The sequence below is a fragment of the Pseudomonas rhizozeae genome, from assembly GCF_031583775.1.
Lineage (GTDB): Bacteria > Pseudomonadota > Gammaproteobacteria > Pseudomonadales > Pseudomonadaceae > Aquipseudomonas.
In genome coordinates this window covers 482104-497507 of the sequence record NZ_JAVLSB010000021.1, presented here as the reverse complement: position 1 = coordinate 497507, position 15404 = coordinate 482104, and the positions used below count along the sequence as shown (strand labels likewise).

The window sequence follows — 15404 nt, the reverse complement described above, 5'->3', positions numbered from 1 at the left end:
CTAAATGGCTTTGCGAAATTGGATGAAACCGGGGCGTTCGGCAATGCGCTCGTAGAGCTGGATCGCGGTGGCATTGGTTTCGTGAGTCAACCAGTGGACCTTGCAGCAGCCATCGGCCTTGGCGGTGCGGTAAACGTACTCGATCAACTGCCGCCCGGCACCGGTGCCGCGAGTTTCAGGCACTACCAGCAGGTCTTGCAGGTAACAGGCGTTTTCGATGCTCCAGTTCGAACGATGGTAGATGAAATGCACCATGCCCACCGCGTTGCCGTCGCTCCAGGCGAGGGCGGCGTGGGTCGGTTCGGCCGGGTCGAGCAAACGTTGCCAGGTGCTCTGGCTGACAGCATCCGACAACTCGGTGTTGTAGAAGCGCAAGTAGGCCTGCCACAGCGGCAGCCAGGCGGCGTGATCATCGGCGGTGACGGGACGGACGTCGAACGAGCTCATGGTTTTTCCTTGGGCATTAGATGGGCGAGGGCCTGATCGCGCGGGTCGCTGCTGGCGCCGAGCCCTGCGCGAATTCCGGCGAAGTCGGCGGCGCTGCGGTTTTGCCCGAGTTTGCGTTTGCCCTCGAGGCGTTCGATCGGCAAGGCGAAGCCGACGATGGCGCGCAGCATGCTGTCGATGTAATCGGTGGGCGCATCCGTGACTTTCCACGGCTCAGCGCGACGCCCTTCATGCCGGTCGGTGAGGTCGCTGACCAGCCGATGCAAACGCTCGGCATCGTTGAACACCTCGGCGCGGCCGTAGGCGTGCACCGCCAAGTAGTTCCAGGTGGGCACCGCTTTGCCGTGTTCGGCTTTGCTCGGGTAAAACGACGGGCTGATGTAGGCCTCGTCACCGGCAAAAATCACCATCACTGGCGCGCCGGCCTCAAGGTCGCGCCACTGCGGGTTAGCCCGGGCGAAATGCCCATACAGCGTGCCCTGCGCCCCTTCTTCGGGGTTGAGCAGCAGCGGCAAATGGCTCGCCTGCAAGCCTTGTTCGCCGTGGGTCACGACGATGGCCAGGCGAGTGTCGAGCATCTGTCGCTGCAGTGAAGACAAGTCATCGAGGGCGAATGCGCTGGGCGTGTACATGAAATTTGTCCTTGGCGAATGTCTCCATCGTAGGCAGGCTATTGGTCTGTTGTAAGAGCCACTATTAGCCAATTTTATGGGTCCATTGCCATGAGCGAGCCCTTGTCCGTGTCGTTCAACCCTGCCGGGATCGAGCTGGATCGCCGTCAGGGCTTGAGTCGTCAGCTGTACCAGGCCTTGCGCTTGCGAGTGCTGGACGGCCGACTCGCCAGTGGCACCCGCTTGCCGGCCAGTCGCGACTTGGCGGCAGCGCTGGCGATTTCCCGCAACAGCGTGGTGCGTGCCTACGACCAGTTGTACGCCGAAGGCTTTATCGAAGGACGGGTCGGTGACGGTACTTACGTCGCCCAATTGCCGAAAACCACGGACGCCGTCAAAAAATTATCCACCAAACTATCCACAGGGTTTTCAACAGGCTTACCCACAGGGTTATCCACAAAATCGCTGGAAATACCTGGTCATTTGTCCAGTCAAGTTATCCACAATGAGCCATTCGATCGCATCGAACGGCATCAATTACCGCGTCCTCCGAGTGGGCCGCCGAGGGCTTTTCGCGTGGGCGTGCCGGCGTTCGACCTGTTCCCGTTCGACGTCTGGGCCAAGCTGAATGCGGCTTTCTGGCGCAAACCGGGTTTACAGCAACTGTGCTACGGCGCGCCGGAGGGCGATGAGCGATTGCGTGGCTTGATCGCCGCGTACTTGCGCAGTTCGCGGGGCATGCAGTGCACGGCTGAACAAATTGTGATCACCAGTGGCGCACAGCAGGCGATTAGCCTTTGTGCACAGTTGCTTGTGGAGCCCGGCGACGGGGTGGCTGTGGAAAACCCTGGCTACCGCGCCGCGGGCCATGCCTTCGCGGTGGCCGGTGGCCGCTTGCACGGCGTGGCGGTGGATAGCGAGGGCATCGACTGTGCGCAACTGGCGCAACTGAACGATTGCCGCTTGGCCTACGTCACGCCGTCGCATCAATACCCCACCGGCGTGATCATGAGTCTGGCGCGGCGCCTGGAGTTGCTGGCCTGGGCCGAGCGCACCCAAGGCTGGATTGTCGAAGATGACTACGACGGCGAGTACCGCTACAGCGGCGCACCGCTGGCGCCCTTGGCCGCGCTCGATCGTCAGGGCCGCGTGTTGTACGTCGGCACGTTCGGCAAGGTCGCGTTCCCGGCATTGCGTCTGGGCTATCTGGTGCTGCCACCGGGTTTGGCCCAGGCGTTCGCCCGGCGCCGCGCGGTGGATGTGCGGCACTCCGAAGTCAGCACCCAAGCGGTGATGGCCGAATTCATGGCCGCCGGGCATTTCCAGCGGCACATCCGCCGCATGCGCCGCGCCGCGCTGAGCCGGCGTAACGCGCTGCTGGCCGGTTGGCCTGCGCAGATTCCGGGTGTCGGCAGCCTGCCCAGCGTGGCCGCTGGTTTGCACCTGACGGTCGCGGTCGATAGCCTGGCGCGCGAACAACAACTGGTGGCGAAGGCCGAATCGGTGGGTGTGGAGATCAACCCGTTGAGCAGTTATTGGCTGCCCGATTCCACCCTGCCGGTCGACCAGCGCGCCGGGTTGGTCTTGGGTTTCGCCGCCGTGCCTGAAGCCGAGATCGCCTCGGCGCTGGCGCGCTTGCGTAAAGCCTGGAGCGTTTGACGGGCAGTAAAAAAAGACCCGCGCGAGGCGGGTCTGTTAGCCGAGGCGTTTGCATCAGGTCCCGGACTTGATCTTGTTCCAGACCCGGGTGCGCGCCCGTTCGGCATCACGAGGCAGCGGTTGCAAGGTGTAGAGCGTCGTCATGGCCGCTTCGGTCGGGTACAGGTTGGGGTTGTTGCGGATCGCCGGGTCGACCATGTCGGTGGCGTCCTTATTCGGGTTCGGGTAGCCGACGAAATCGCTGACCGGCGCAATCACTTGCGGTTGCAGCAAGTAGTTGATGAAGGTGTAGGCGTCTTGCGGGTTCTTCGCGCCCTTCGGAATTGCGAGCATGTCGAACCAGATCGGCGCGCCTTCTTTCGGCAGGCGCATGTCGACCACTACGCCGTTCTTGGCTTCCTTGGCGCGGTTGGCAGCCTGGGAGAAGCTGCCGGAATAACCGACCGCGACGCAGATGTCGCCATTGGCGATGTCGGCCATGTACTTGGACGAGTGGAAATACGTCACATACGGGCGGATTTTCATCAGCAGCGCTTCAGCCTTTTCGTAGTCCGCCGGCTTCTTGCTGTTGGGGTCCAGGCCCAAGTGCTGCAGGGCCAGCGGCAGGATCTCCGACGGTGAGTCGAGCAGCGCCACGCCGCACTGCTTGAGCTTGCTGATGTTCTCTTCCTTAAAGATCAGGTCCCAACTGTCCACCGGTGCCTTGTCGCCCAATGCCGCCTTGATTTTGTCCGGGTTGAAGCCGATCAGGATGGTGCCGTACATGTAGGGCACGGCGAATTTGTTGCCGGGGTCGTTGGCCTCGATCAGCTTCATAAGCTTGGGGTCGAGGTGGTTCCAGTTCGGCAGTTTGCTGCGGTCCAGCGGCTGGAACACGCCGGCTTCGATCTGCTTGGCGAGGAACACGTTGGACGGCACCACCACGTCATAGCCGGAGTTACCGGTCAGCAGCTTGGCCTCCAGCGCTTCGTTCGTGTCGAAGATGTCGTAGACCAGTTTGGTCTGGGTGTTCTGCGCCTTGAAGTCATCCAGCGCCTTGGGGGTGATGTAGTCGAACCAGTTATAAACGCGCAACGTTCGTTCTTCGGCATGGGCGCCGCCGCTAAGCACCGTGGCGCACAGCGCGGGCGCAATAAAACGCGTGAGTCTGTTCATTGTGGCGATTCCTCAGTGGGCGTTTTCAAAACCTTCGAGAACGTTGACGGCATTGATGCCGATTTCCTCTACCGCGTAACCGCCTTCCATCACGAACAGCGTCGGTGCGCCGAGGGCGGCGATGCGTGCGCCCATGGCCAGATAATCCGGGCTGTCGAGCTTGAACTGGGAGATGGGGTCGTCCTTGAAAGTGTCGACGCCCAAGGACACGACGACGATGTCGGCACCGTATGCGTCGATATCTTTGCAGGCCTGTTCCAGCGCCGCGCTCCAGGTGCCCCACGCCGAGCCGGCTGGCAAAGGGTAGTTGAAGTTGAAACCTTCGCCGGCGCCTTCGCCCAGTTCATCGGCGTAACCGAGGAAGAACGGAAACTCGGCTTCCGGATGGCCATGGATCGAGGTGAACAGCACGTCGCTGCGTTCGTAGAAAATCGACTGCGTGCCATTGCCATGGTGGTAGTCGACGTCGAGGATCGCGACTTTCTTGTGGCCCTGATCGAGAAAGGCCTGGGCGGCAATCGCGGCGTTGTTGAGGTAGCAATAGCCGCCCATCAAGTCGCTGGCGGCGTGGTGGCCGGGTGGTCGGCACAGGGCGAATGCGCTGCGGGCGCCGGCCTGGACCGCCGCTTGAGCAGTGAGCGCCACTTGCGCCGCGCTGTAGGCCGCTTGCCAGGTGCCGGCGGTGATCGGCGCGCCGCCGTCGAAACTGTAATAACCGAGTTGGCCGTGCAGGCTGGTGGGTTTGACCCGGCGCAGGGTGCGGGCCGGCCAGGTGTAGGGCAGCAAGTCGCCGTCGGTATTGAATTCGGTCCAGCGCGCCCAGGCGCCTTTGAAGAAGTCGAGGTAGTCGCGGTCGTGAACGCGGGCGATCGGCTCCAGGCCGAAATCCTTCGGCGCCTCGACCGGCCCGAGGTCACGGTCACGCACCCGTTGCAGCACATGGTCGGCGCGGGACGGCATTTCAAAGCAGGGCATCAGTTGCCCGTCCATCAATTCGCAGCGGCCGTGGTGCAGGTGATGATCGTCCGAGTAGATCGTCAGCATTTTGTTGTTCTCCGCAGGCTGGGTCGGTGATCACAGTCTTGCGGCACGGGCGCGTTCAGAGAACGGCAGGAAAGGCCAAAAGGGGATCGATATGGCCAAAACCTCTGACCGAAATTCGCCCCTTAATGGCGCACAAGCGCTTGTGTGGCGAGGGAGCAAGCGCCCTCTCCACAGGTCAGGGCTGGAACTTGCTTGATCAAGGCCGGAACTGGCTCGGCGCCACGCCGCTCCAGCGCACAAAGGCATGGCGGAAGCTAGCGGTCTCGCTGAAACCCAAGGCTTCGGCGATGCGGTAGATCGGCAATTGTTCTTCGCAAAGCATCTGCTTGGCCTGATCGAAGCGCAGTTCGTCGAGCAATTCCTGATAGCTGCACCCCAGGTCTTTGAGGTGCCGGCGCAGGGTGCGTGTCGAGCAATTCATCTGCTCGGCCAGACCGTCCAGCCCCGGTGCGGCATTCAACTGCGCTTTGAGCAACTGGCGGATGCGTCCCAACCAGGCTTGGCGGCCAGTGAACTCGGTGTTTTGCTTGCGACAGCGTTCGGCCATGGCCTGGTGGGTGATCACGTCGGCCAGCGGCAAGGGTTGCTCGAGCCAGCGGCGGTCGAAGGCGAACGCATTGTCGCCGGCGCCGAAATTCAGCGGGCACTTGAAGTGCTCGGCGTAGGTCGCGTCGTAATCCGGCGCGAGGTGTTCGAACCGCGCGCCGAGCAACGGCAAGGCGTGCCCTAATAAGTCTTCGCAAATGACCTTCAGCGACACCAGGCAAAACTCGGCGTTGAACACCGCCAACGCCGGATTTTCCCGGTAGTCGCTGGCACTTAACCAGATACGCTGGCCATCGTCCTGCAGGCTCAGCTCATAGAGTGTTCCCAAAAGCGCGGGATAGCGCAGCGCCAGGCGCAAGGCGTCACCGAAGGTGGCACTGGTGAGCAGCGCATAACCGAGCATGCCGTAAGCCGATACGTGCATGCGCCGGCCCAGTTCCAGACCGATATCGCGCTTGAGCGCCACCGCATTGGCGCACACCCGCATCTCCTGATCGGTGGTGATGCGCGTATCCGCCCGACTCAAATCCGCCGCACTGATACCACTGCCGGCCAACAACGCCTCACTCGACAAGCCTTCGGCCTTGAAAGTGCTGAGCACCAGAGAAACGGCGTTGAGGGTGGTGAGGTGGGAGTGGAGCATGGGATGAATCCACGTGTGGGCCTGGAGAAATAAGAGCAAGTTTTATGCCGGTGGTTTATCGGTCAGCAAGTGAGATAAATATTGTCCAATCATTATTGTGAGCTCTCGCCTAGCCAAATTAATTAAAATATTCGAGTTTGTACACTGTAAGAAGTTACAGGTTTCCTAAGCAAATATAACCGCTGGTCGAATTGTCAAATAGCATTGAAGTTGGCGAGTTTATTGTTTGACTAGTGTCTGGCCGGGTACTAACTTTCAATTATCGCTGCGCTGTAATAAGCCGAGCGATGACAAGGTGTAAGTTTTTCAATCCTGCACGCTGTTCTAAGCGCCTGCGCGCGAATACAAGGAGTTTGTCATGAGCAAGTCATATGAAGAAAGAGTCTCGGAAGAAAAGTCAAAGAGTTATAAGCGATCTGGGACTGGGCATCTGGATGTACGTTATGAGTCGCAAGGAGATACTTCTCGTTATGATGTGAGACTGGCTGAAGATCGGCAGGGCCGACTGAATGTGGAATTCGCATTATTTGAAGGTGACGGAGGTCCGACAAACCGCTTTATTGCCATAACGGTCGGGAAGCCAACGTCAACGCGCCCTCAAAAATTGGAGTTTTCCACTGAGTCGCCGTATTTCCTGTACCAAAGCGCCACTGAAGAATGGCGGCCAAACCAAGGTTGGATGACTATTACTTGGGATGAACAAAAAAAGAGATTTCAAGGGGTGTTGGAGGACGTCGGAAATACCAGGCCGCAAAACACGACCAAATTGTTTTGGGGCAAATTTGACGTGACGATTGACTAAGGCGGTGGTGCAGACCTTCTTACGTTAAAACGTAAGTAGGTCTGCCAGCTGACACTTTCGAGTACTCAAATCAATTCACCGCAGAGATCGAGTTCAACCAAACGCCGCACTTCAGCCCCACTCAGCTCAGCACCCAACAGCGCATGCAATTTGCCGAACGCCGCTTCGCGGGTCATGCCGCCGCCGGACAACACGCCCACCCCGCGCAAGCGGCTACCGGCCTCGTACACATCCAGTTCAACGCCGCCCTCATGGCATTGCGTCACGGCAACCACAACGACGCCGTTGTCCCGCGCCTGCCCAAGCGCCGCGAGAAACGCCGGGTTGTCGCTGGGGCCGGTGCCGCTGCCGTAGCATTCCAGCACCAGGCCCTGAATGCCGCTGCCGAGCAGGCCATTGAGCACCTCGGCACCGATGCCGGGAAACAGCGGCAATACCGCGACGTTCGCCAGTTGCCTGGGCTGGCTGTAGGTCAGTGCTTCCGGCAGAGAAGCCGCTTTCACGCCGCCACCCTGGCGTTCAAGCCGCTTGAAGGGATGCCGGCCGAAACTGCGGACCTTGGCGCAACGGGTCGGGTCGAGCAGCTCACCGTGGAAGTACAAATGCACACCCGGTGCCAGGCCTTGGCCGAGGGCGACCAGGGCGCCGCTGAGGTTTTCCCAGGCATCGCTGTCAGTGACGCCGGCCGGCAACATCGAGCCGGTGAAGCACACCCGTGCGTGCAGGCCGAGCAGTTGGAAGCTCATGGCCGCCGCGCTGTAGGCCAGGGTGTCAGTGCCGTGCAGGATCAGAACGCTGTCGCAGCCTTGGACATCGACGGCATCGACCACCGCTTCGCGCAGTTGTTGCCAGTAGGTCGGGCTCATGTTGGCGCTGTCGATCAGTGGACTCATCTCGCGAAAGCGCCATTGCGGAATTACCAGTTGCGGTTGGCTGTGCAGGTAGTCGCGCATCCGCGCTTCGAAACCCGAGGCCGGGGCCAGGCCATTGGCGCTGGCCTGCATGCCGATGGTGCCGCCGGTGTAAAGCACCATGACGTGCTGGGCGGTGGGGTAGGTTGTGGCATTCATGGTGCTTCTCCGCAGAACAAGGGCTGTGCGTACTTTAACCGAATCAGTGAACCGCTTTTCCGCGGGAGCGGGCCTACGGGGCTGACATAGGGCAAACGGGCAAAAAAAAGGGCCTGAGGCGTGAACCCCAAGCCCTCAAAAGGTGAGAGGTGTCTAGTCCCTCGACCTGGTGAGCGGTGTTACAAACAGCGTGCGGTCAGGCTTTGAGCGGGACCAGACGCGGAGCGATCATGTTTTCCGGGCGCAGGATGTCGGCGAGCATGGCGTCGTCGAGCAAGCCTTCTTCGCGCACCAGCTCCAGCACGCCGCGGCCGCTTTCAAGGGCGACGCGGGCGATGCGGGTGGCGTTTTCGTAGCCGATGTACGGGTTCAGCGCGGTGACCAGGCCGATCGAGTGCTCGACCAGTTCACGGCAGCGTTCTTCGTTGGCGGTGATGCCGACGATGCAGTGCTCGCGCAGCATGTCCATGGCGCGTTGCAACAGGCGGATCGAGTCGAAGATCTTGAAGGCGATCAACGGCTCCATCACGTTCAGTTGCAGTTGCCCGCCTTCGGCCGCGATGGTCAGGGCCAGGTCGTTGCCGATGATCTGGAACGCCACTTGGTTGACCGCTTCCGGAATCACCGGGTTGACCTTGCCCGGCATGATCGAACTGCCCGGCTGGCGCGCCGGCAGGTTGATTTCGTTGATGCCGGTGCGTGGGCCGCTGGACAGCAGCCGCAAGTCGTTGCAGATCTTCGACAGCTTGACCGCGGTGCGCTTGAGCATGCCGGAGAACAGCACGAACGCGCCCATGTCGGAAGTGGCTTCGATCAAGTCGGCGGCTGGCACCAGCGGTTGGCCGCTGATCAGCGCCAAGCGCTCTACCGCCAGCGCTTGATAGCGCGGGTCGGCGTTGATGCCGGTACCGATCGCGGTGCCGCCCAGGTTCACTTCGGTCAGCAGCTCCGGCGCCAGGGTTTTCAGGCGCGCGAGGTCTTCGCCGAGCGTGGTGGCGAAGGCGCGGAATTCCTGGCCGAGGGTCATTGGCACGGCATCCTGCAGTTGGGTGCGGCCCATTTTCAGCACGTGGCTGAATTCTTCACCTTTGGCGGCGAACGCCTGGATCAGGCTGTCGAGGCTGGCCAGCAGCGCATCGTGACCCAGCAGCAGACCCAGGCGGATCGCGGTCGGGTAGGCGTCGTTGGTCGACTGCGCCATGTTCACGTCATTGTTCGGGTGCAGGTATTGGTATTCGCCTTTCTGGTGACCCATGGCCTCCAGCGCGATGTTGGCGATGACTTCGTTGGCATTCATATTGGTTGAAGTGCCAGCGCCGCCCTGAATCATGTCCACCACGAACTCTTCGTGGAAATCACCGCGGATCAGGCGGGCACAGGCCTCACTGATAGCGGCGTGCTTGGCATCACTCAGGTGACCCAGCTCGCGGTTGGCGTCAGCGGCGGCCTGTTTGACCATTGCCAGACCGACCACCAGTTTCGGGTAATGCGAGATCGGAACGCCGGAGAGACGGAAGTTCGTCACCGCTCGCAGGGTCTGGATGCCGTAATACGCTTGAGCAGGGACGTCGAGTACGCCAAGCAGGTCTTTTTCTGTGCGGAATGATGCAGCGGAGGACATGATAGAAATCATCTCGATAGGAACCCGGTCGGTGCCGGAACACTGCAAATGCTAGGCTTCTGGAGAATTTGGAGCCAATGCTGTTAAGCGCTAGGCTATGCATATTCGGCATAATGTCGATGTGACGTCGATAAGATGACAAACGTGCGACCTGTTTTGGTGCGTGGTCCGGGAGGACGGGATGAATCTGGAAAGTAAATGGCTTGAGGACTTCAGTGCCCTGGCCGCCACCCGCAGCTTCTCGCAAGCGGCGGAGCGACGCTTCGTGACGCAGCCGGCATTCAGTCGGCGGATTCGCAGCCTTGAAGCGGCGCTGGGCCTGACCTTGGTCAATCGCTCGCGCACGCCGGTGGAATTGACGGCAGCGGGGCAGTTGTTTCTGGTGACCGCGCGCACCGTGGTCGAGCAACTGGGCGAGGTGCTGCGCCATTTGCATCATCTGGAAGGCGGGCAGGGCGAGGTCATGCAAGTGGCGGCCGCGCACTCGCTGGCGCTGGGCTTCTTTCCGCGCTGGATCGCGCAGCTGCGCAACGAAGGGCTGAACATCGCCACGCGCCTGGTGGCGACCAACGTCGGCGACGCCGTGCATGCGTTGCGTGAAGGCGGCTGCGATTTGATGCTGGCGTTCTATGACCCGGACTCGGCGATGCAAATGGACCCGGAGATTTTCCCCTCGCTGCACCTGGGCCACACCGAAATGCTGCCGGTGTGCACCGCCGGCCCGGACGGCCAACCGCTGTTCGATCTGGAAGGCGAGGCGAGTGTGCCGCTGCTGGCCTACAGCGCCGGGGCATTCCTCGGGCGTTCGGTGAACGGCTTGCTGCGCCAGCGCGCACTGCGCTTCACCACGGTCTACGAGACTGCCATGGCCGACAGCCTGAAAAGCATGGCCCTGGAAGGCCTGGGCATCGCCTGGGTCCCTCAGTTGAGCGTGCGCGCCGAACTGGCGCGCGGTGAACTGGTGGTGTGCGGCGGCCCACAATGGCACGTGCCGCTGGAAATTCGACTGTATCGCTGCGCGCTGGTGCGCAAGGCCAATGTGCGGTTGTTGTGGCGCAAGCTCGAAGGTGGGGCGGCGCAAGGCGCGCAAAACTGAGGAGAAATTCGGTGGGAGCGAGCCTGCTCGCGAAGGGGCCGGGCCTGCCAATGCTGATTTTGAATGCCAGACCGCTTTCGCGAGCAGGCTCGCTCCCACAAGGGTTTCTCACAAGGGTCGGGGTGTTTGCGCGCTGACCTCAAGGTCAATAAAACCGCCGCGTTGCGCCATAAGACAGATGGTCGCACGGGGGGCTGTTTATAGGCTTCATTGAGGTATACTGCGCGGCCTTCGGCCGGCTTGACTGGCCATAATTTGTACAACAAGCCACGCATTTGCGTGGCTTGTTGTTTTTTGATGCGCCCCCGGGCGCCCAGAGAGAAGAGGCACGACGATGAGCGCACTGGTTGGCGTGATCATGGGCTCCAAGTCCGATTGGTCCACCCTTAGCCACACCGCCGATATGCTGGAAAAGCTCGGCATCCCTTACGAGGTGAAAGTGGTCTCTGCCCACCGCACCCCGGACCTGCTGTTCCAGTACGCCGAAGAGGCCGAGGCCCGTGGCATCGAGGTGATCATCGCCGGTGCCGGCGGCGCGGCGCATTTGCCAGGCATGTGTGCGGCCAAGACCCACCTGCCGGTGCTGGGTGTACCGGTGCAGTCGTCGATGCTGTCGGGCGTCGATTCGCTGCTGTCGATCGTGCAAATGCCCGCCGGTATTCCGGTGGCGACCCTGGCCATCGGCAAGGCCGGCGCGATCAACGCCGCGCTGCTGTCGGCGAGTATCCTCGGCGCCAAGCACCCGCAGTTCCACGCGGTGCTGAAAACCTTCCGTGCTGAGCAGACAGACAGCGTGCTGGACAATCCAGACCCACGCATCGCCTGAGGTTGTTGACGATGAAAATCGGTGTAATCGGTGGCGGCCAGTTGGGCCGCATGTTGGCGCTGGCGGGTACTCCGCTGGGCATGAACTTCGCTTTTCTCGACCCGGCGCCGGACGCTTGCGCGGCCGCTTTGGGCGAACACCTGCGGGCCGATTACGGCGACCAGGCTCACTTGCGCCAACTGGCCGATGAAGTGGACCTGGTGACCTTCGAGTTCGAAAGTGTGCCGGCGGAAACCGTGGCCTTCCTTTCGCAATTCGTGCCGGTGTACCCGGGCGCCGACGCCCTGCGCATCGCCCGCGACCGCTGGTTCGAAAAGAGCATGTTCAAAGACCTGGGCATTCCGACTCCGGCCTTCGCCGATATCCAGTCGCAAGCCGACCTGGACGCCGCCGTGGCCTCGATCGGCCTGCCGGCGGTGCTGAAAACCCGCACCCTGGGTTACGACGGCAAGGGCCAGAAAGTGCTGCGTAAACCCGAAGACGTGGTCGGCACCTTCGCTGAACTGGGCAGCGTCGCCTGCCTGCTGGAGGGCTTCGTGCCGTTCACCGGTGAAGTCTCGCTGATTGCCGTGCGCGCCCGCGATGGCGAAACCCGCTTCTACCCGCTGGTGCACAACACTCATGACAGTGGCATCCTCAAGCTGTCCGTGGCCAGCACCGATCATCCGCTGCAAATCCTGGCCGAAGATTATTCGAGCCGCGTGCTCAAGCAGCTGGATTACGTCGGTGTGATGGCGTTCGAGTTCTTCGAAGTCGACGGTGGCCTCAAGGCCAACGAGATCGCCCCGCGCGTGCACAACTCCGGGCACTGGACCACCGAAGGCGCCGAGTGCAGCCAGTTTGAAAACCACCTGCGCGCAGTCGCCGGTTTGCCGCTGGGCTCCACCGCAAAAGTGGGCGAGAGCGCGATGATTAACTTCATCGGCAGCGTGCCGGACAGCGACAAAGTACTGGCCATCGCCGATTGCCATTTGCATCACTACGGCAAGGCGTTCAAGGCTGGCCGCAAGGTCGGTCACGCCAACCTGCGTTGCGCCGACATGGCCACCCTTGAGCAGCAGATAATCAAGGTCGAAGCACTGATCGCCGAGTAACTTCATGTGGCAGCGGTGGAACCTTCAGGGACCACCGTTCTCTGATGGCAGGATGCCAAAGTCTGACTAGGCTTCGCTTAACGCTATCAATCAGAGGGAAATGCCATGGGAATTATCGGAACCATCTTTATCGGCTTGATCGTCGGCCTGCTGGCACGCTTCCTGAAACCGGGCGATGACAGCATGGGCTGGATCATGACCATCCTGCTCGGTATCGGCGGTTCGCTGGCGGCCACTTACGGCGGCCAGGCCCTGGGTATTTACCAGGCGGGCGAAGGTGCAGGCTTCCTCGGCGCGCTGGTCGGCGCGGTGGTGTTGCTGGTGCTGTACGGCCTGATCAAAAAGAACTGATTCACGCGACAAAGCCCTCTGCGCCTCGCGCGCGCGGAGGGCTAGAATGCTCGGCGTTGCACCGTCCCTTTCTTAGCCGAGCCCCTTCATGCGCCGTCTTCTGTTGACTCTTGTTTTACTGGGCAGTGGTTTGGCCCATGCCGGTGAACTGCCGGAAACCGACTGGCTGGAACTGATGCCCAAGTCGGACCAGAAAGCCCTCGAAGCCATGCCCGACATTGATCACAACTCGCCCGAAGCCAGTGGCACCTTTACCGAAAAAGGTGGCATGAAACAGAGCAAGGGCTTGCCCGCGGTAATGTATTCGACCAAAACCGTGCCGGCGATGAACGACAAGCACATCCGCATCGGCGGTTACCCGGTGCCGCTGGAAACCGATGCCAAGGGCCGCAGTACATTGTTCTTCCTGGTGCCGTATCCGGGGGCCTGCATCCACGTACCGCCACCGCCGCCCAATCAACTGGTGCTGGTGCGTTATCCAAAAGGCCTGAAGCTGGACGATATCTACACGCCGTTATGGGTGACCGGCACGCTGAAAGTGGAAAAGGTCAGCAACGACCTGGCCGATGCGGCCTATGCGCTGGAGGCGGCGAAGGTGCGGGTGGTGAAGGAGTCGGATCTGTAGTGGCGCAGATGCGGGAGCGAGCAGGCTCGCTCCCACAATGATTTCCGGTGTCGGTTAGAGCGGCGTGCTGCCGATACTGACACTCAGCGTGTGGCTGGCCCCCGGTTTCAGCACCACCACATCGTCCATCACGTTTGCCGTCTCGATGCACAACATGCGTTGCCAGCCGTCATCTGCCATGTCGGTGAAGGCGGCGGCGCGGTCGATCCAGGGGTTCCAGATCACGGCGCTGCGCGAGCCCGTGCTGGTCAACACGATGCGGCGTTGCCAGTCCGGGTCGACGATGCTCAGTTGGGCCGGTGCATTGAGGTAGATGCGGTCGGTCTCGCCGGTGAAGCGCAAATCGCCGGTCTGCGTGACGGTCTTCCAGTCGTCGGCGGTGTCGATGTAGCTCAGGCCATCGACCCCTTCAACGCTGACGTTGCGAACGTCGCTGACTGCGAAATAGCTGTGCAGTGCCTGGCTGAGGGTAACCTCTTCATCGCCGACGTTGTGGCTGCTGAGGCTGATGTGCAATTGGGCATTGAGGCGAATCGTCAGTTTCAGGTCGACCTTGTGCGGCCAGCCCGGCAAACCGCCGTCGGGGTAGGGCAGGAGGAATTCGACCTTCAGGCTGTCCCCCTCGGCTTCGATGCCACCCAGCTCCCAATCCAGCGCCCGGACCAGACCGTGGGCCGGCGCCGGTTCGTTGCTGACGCGCATCGCTTGCACACTCTGCGGGTTGCGCGCGAAGTTGCCAAACCACGGCCAGCACACCGGCACGCCGGCACGGATGCTTTTGCCGGTCTCAAACACGGCTTCGTCATTGAGCCAGATCAGCGGCGGCTGCCCGGCCAGTTGATAACTGAGGATGTGTGCGCCTTGCTGGGCCACCAGCAATTCAGCCTGACCGTGGCGAATGCGCCAGCAGTTCAGGTCATCCAGTTTCACGGCTTCAACATTGGGCGTAGGCATGCGGCGGATCTCGTTCAGGAACAATGACTGCTATGGACCATCAATCGGCCGTCGGGTTTAACGCGCCCGCGACGGCACCGATCGGGTGCGGCCACTGCCGTCGATGGCCACAAACACGAACACAGCTTCAGTGACTTTGCGCCATTCGCTCGACAATGGGTCGTCGCTCCACACTTCGACCATCATCTGGATCGAGCTACGGCCGATTTCCAGCGCTTGCGTATAAAAGGACAATTGCGCGCCCACGGCCACCGGCACCAGGAACGCCATGCGATCAATGGCGACGGTGGCCACGCGGCCGCCCGCGACTTTGCTGGCCATCGCGGTGCCGGCCAAATCCATCTGCGCCACCAGCCAGCCGCCGAAAATATCGCCGAAGCCGTTGGTTTCGCGGGGTAGCGCGGTGATTTGCAAGGCCAGATCGCCTTGCGGGATTGGATCTTCTTGTTCGAGCTCTATCATGCCGGGGGTGCCTCTGACCCGTGACTCTTCGTTGTCTTTCAGGTGGATAGCCGTCTCCATGAAAAACGATTCAGCCCCGAACCTATCACGTTCGTCACGTTTTTCTTGAGGCGCCTAAAGGGAAACTCTGCGAAACCGGCTGTTCAAGCCATCACCTTCTTAAGCAATTACCTTGCCCGGCGTCCAGCGGCGTTTTCGCACAGCAACCCTTTACAAATGTTGCAGGGCAGCGAGTATATCGGTCGGTAGACTCCGAGACGACCATCAGGTTCTCATTTCGACTGCAATCGGCGCTGTAACGAGGTTTTCAGCGGAAACTATTCAGTCGCCGTTGAACTAATGGCGTTGAATCTGTGCCGTGTGGGAATAATCCGCCGTTTGAAGTGTTAACCGGGTCA

The 15404-nt window shown here is 61.1% G+C and carries 16 protein-coding genes; 7 read left to right on the top strand and 9 right to left on the bottom strand.

The window, feature by feature from the left end:
- A complete protein-coding gene (locus RG836_RS06610; RefSeq protein WP_310844225.1) occupies positions 1-447 on the bottom strand; it encodes a GNAT family N-acetyltransferase in 447 nt (148 codons plus the stop codon).
- The gene (locus RG836_RS06605) at positions 444-1079 is read right to left on the bottom strand and encodes an FMN-binding negative transcriptional regulator (RefSeq protein WP_310844224.1); all 636 of its coding nucleotides are present in this window, start codon (positions 1077-1079) and stop codon (positions 444-446) included. Before RG836_RS06605 ends, RG836_RS06610 begins: the two co-directional genes overlap by 4 nt.
- A 90-nt stretch (positions 1080-1169) precedes the next feature.
- Between RG836_RS06605 and pdxR the strand changes: the two genes are divergently transcribed.
- Positions 1170-2717: a MocR-like pyridoxine biosynthesis transcription factor PdxR gene (gene pdxR / locus RG836_RS06600; RefSeq protein ID WP_310844222.1), complete on the top strand. Its 1548-nt coding sequence runs from the start codon at positions 1170-1172 to the stop codon at positions 2715-2717.
- 54 nt (positions 2718-2771) lie between these two features.
- Here the strand turns inward: pdxR and RG836_RS06595 are convergent, their stop codons facing one another.
- The 3 genes from RG836_RS06595 to RG836_RS06585 all read right to left on the bottom strand — a co-directional run bounded on the left by RG836_RS06595 (position 2772) and on the right by RG836_RS06585 (position 6105).
- A complete protein-coding gene (locus RG836_RS06595; protein WP_310844219.1) occupies positions 2772-3872 on the bottom strand; it encodes a polyamine ABC transporter substrate-binding protein in 1101 nt (366 codons plus the stop codon).
- Between the two features lie 12 nt (positions 3873-3884).
- Complete coding sequence (locus RG836_RS06590) at positions 3885-4916, bottom strand: histone deacetylase family protein (RefSeq protein WP_310844217.1); 1032 nt, start codon at positions 4914-4916, stop codon at positions 3885-3887.
- Positions 4917-5112: 196 nt separating this feature from the next.
- Entirely contained in the window at positions 5113-6105 is a 993-nt protein-coding gene (locus tag RG836_RS06585) for an AraC family transcriptional regulator (RefSeq protein WP_310844215.1), read from the bottom strand.
- A gap of 358 nt (positions 6106-6463) precedes the next feature.
- Between RG836_RS06585 and RG836_RS06580 the strand changes: the two genes are divergently transcribed.
- Positions 6464-6907 (top strand): hypothetical protein, encoded by a 444-nt coding sequence (locus RG836_RS06580; RefSeq protein WP_310844213.1) that lies wholly within the window; start codon positions 6464-6466, stop codon positions 6905-6907.
- Positions 6908-6972: 65 nt separating this feature from the next.
- On the opposite strand, the gene RG836_RS06575 is transcribed toward RG836_RS06580, so the two are convergent.
- Together RG836_RS06575 and RG836_RS06570 are read right to left on the bottom strand one after the other, a co-directional pair.
- Positions 6973-7977 carry an asparaginase gene (locus tag RG836_RS06575; RefSeq protein ID WP_310844211.1) on the bottom strand — a complete coding sequence of 335 codons (1005 nt, stop codon included), beginning with the start codon at positions 7975-7977 and terminating at the stop codon, positions 6973-6975.
- 196 nt (positions 7978-8173) lie between these two features.
- Entirely contained in the window at positions 8174-9598 is a 1425-nt protein-coding gene (locus RG836_RS06570; protein ID WP_310844209.1) for an aspartate ammonia-lyase, read from the bottom strand.
- Positions 9599-9779: 181 nt separating this feature from the next.
- Here RG836_RS06570 and RG836_RS06565 point away from each other — a divergent pair, with 181 nt between their 5' ends.
- The 5 genes from RG836_RS06565 (at position 9780) to RG836_RS06545 (ending at position 13590) form a co-directional block, all read left to right on the top strand.
- A complete protein-coding gene (locus RG836_RS06565) occupies positions 9780-10694 on the top strand; it encodes a LysR substrate-binding domain-containing protein (protein ID WP_310844207.1) in 915 nt (304 codons plus the stop codon).
- A gap of 334 nt (positions 10695-11028) precedes the next feature.
- Complete coding sequence (gene purE / locus RG836_RS06560; protein ID WP_019694319.1) at positions 11029-11520, top strand: 5-(carboxyamino)imidazole ribonucleotide mutase; 492 nt, start codon at positions 11029-11031, stop codon at positions 11518-11520.
- An 11-nt stretch (positions 11521-11531) separates the two neighbouring features.
- Entirely contained in the window at positions 11532-12614 is a 1083-nt protein-coding gene (locus RG836_RS06555) for a 5-(carboxyamino)imidazole ribonucleotide synthase (RefSeq protein WP_310844206.1), read from the top strand.
- A gap of 105 nt (positions 12615-12719) precedes the next feature.
- Positions 12720-12965: a GlsB/YeaQ/YmgE family stress response membrane protein gene (locus RG836_RS06550; protein ID WP_310844204.1), complete on the top strand. Its 246-nt coding sequence runs from the start codon at positions 12720-12722 to the stop codon at positions 12963-12965.
- 88 nt (positions 12966-13053) lie between these two features.
- Entirely contained in the window at positions 13054-13590 is a 537-nt protein-coding gene (locus RG836_RS06545) for a DUF3299 domain-containing protein (RefSeq protein WP_310844203.1), read from the top strand.
- A 54-nt stretch (positions 13591-13644) separates the two neighbouring features.
- Here RG836_RS06545 and RG836_RS06540 read toward each other — a convergent pair whose 3' ends face one another.
- A complete protein-coding gene (locus RG836_RS06540) occupies positions 13645-14544 on the bottom strand; it encodes a D-hexose-6-phosphate mutarotase (RefSeq protein ID WP_310844201.1) in 900 nt (299 codons plus the stop codon).
- Between the two features lie 57 nt (positions 14545-14601).
- A complete protein-coding gene (locus RG836_RS06535) occupies positions 14602-15006 on the bottom strand; it encodes an acyl-CoA thioesterase (RefSeq protein ID WP_003176975.1) in 405 nt (134 codons plus the stop codon).
- Positions 15007-15404 lie beyond the last annotated feature (398 nt).

What these genes read in the sequence shown, in the direction of transcription:
- RG836_RS06610 (WP_310844225.1), bottom strand. Translation starts at nt 447, where the DNA reads ATGAGCTCGTTCGACGTCCGTCCCGTCACCGCCGATGATCACGCCGCC.
- RG836_RS06605 (WP_310844224.1), bottom strand. Translation starts at nt 1,079, where the DNA reads ATGTACACGCCCAGCGCATTCGCCCTCGATGACTTGTCTTCACTGCAG.
- pdxR (WP_310844222.1), top strand. Translation starts at nt 1,170, where the DNA reads ATGAGCGAGCCCTTGTCCGTGTCGTTCAACCCTGCCGGGATCGAGCTG.
- RG836_RS06595 (WP_310844219.1), bottom strand. Translation starts at nt 3,872, where the DNA reads ATGAACAGACTCACGCGTTTTATTGCGCCCGCGCTGTGCGCCACGGTG.
- RG836_RS06590 (WP_310844217.1), bottom strand. Translation starts at nt 4,916, where the DNA reads ATGCTGACGATCTACTCGGACGATCATCACCTGCACCACGGCCGCTGC.
- RG836_RS06585 (WP_310844215.1), bottom strand. Translation starts at nt 6,105, where the DNA reads ATGCTCCACTCCCACCTCACCACCCTCAACGCCGTTTCTCTGGTGCTC.
- RG836_RS06580 (WP_310844213.1), top strand. Translation starts at nt 6,464, where the DNA reads ATGAGCAAGTCATATGAAGAAAGAGTCTCGGAAGAAAAGTCAAAGAGT.
- RG836_RS06575 (WP_310844211.1), bottom strand. Translation starts at nt 7,977, where the DNA reads ATGAATGCCACAACCTACCCCACCGCCCAGCACGTCATGGTGCTTTAC.
- RG836_RS06570 (WP_310844209.1), bottom strand. Translation starts at nt 9,598, where the DNA reads ATGTCCTCCGCTGCATCATTCCGCACAGAAAAAGACCTGCTTGGCGTA.
- RG836_RS06565 (WP_310844207.1), top strand. Translation starts at nt 9,780, where the DNA reads ATGAATCTGGAAAGTAAATGGCTTGAGGACTTCAGTGCCCTGGCCGCC.
- purE (WP_019694319.1), top strand. Translation starts at nt 11,029, where the DNA reads ATGAGCGCACTGGTTGGCGTGATCATGGGCTCCAAGTCCGATTGGTCC.
- RG836_RS06555 (WP_310844206.1), top strand. Translation starts at nt 11,532, where the DNA reads ATGAAAATCGGTGTAATCGGTGGCGGCCAGTTGGGCCGCATGTTGGCG.
- RG836_RS06550 (WP_310844204.1), top strand. Translation starts at nt 12,720, where the DNA reads ATGGGAATTATCGGAACCATCTTTATCGGCTTGATCGTCGGCCTGCTG.
- RG836_RS06545 (WP_310844203.1), top strand. Translation starts at nt 13,054, where the DNA reads ATGCGCCGTCTTCTGTTGACTCTTGTTTTACTGGGCAGTGGTTTGGCC.
- RG836_RS06540 (WP_310844201.1), bottom strand. Translation starts at nt 14,544, where the DNA reads ATGCCTACGCCCAATGTTGAAGCCGTGAAACTGGATGACCTGAACTGC.
- RG836_RS06535 (WP_003176975.1), bottom strand. Translation starts at nt 15,006, where the DNA reads ATGATAGAGCTCGAACAAGAAGATCCAATCCCGCAAGGCGATCTGGCC.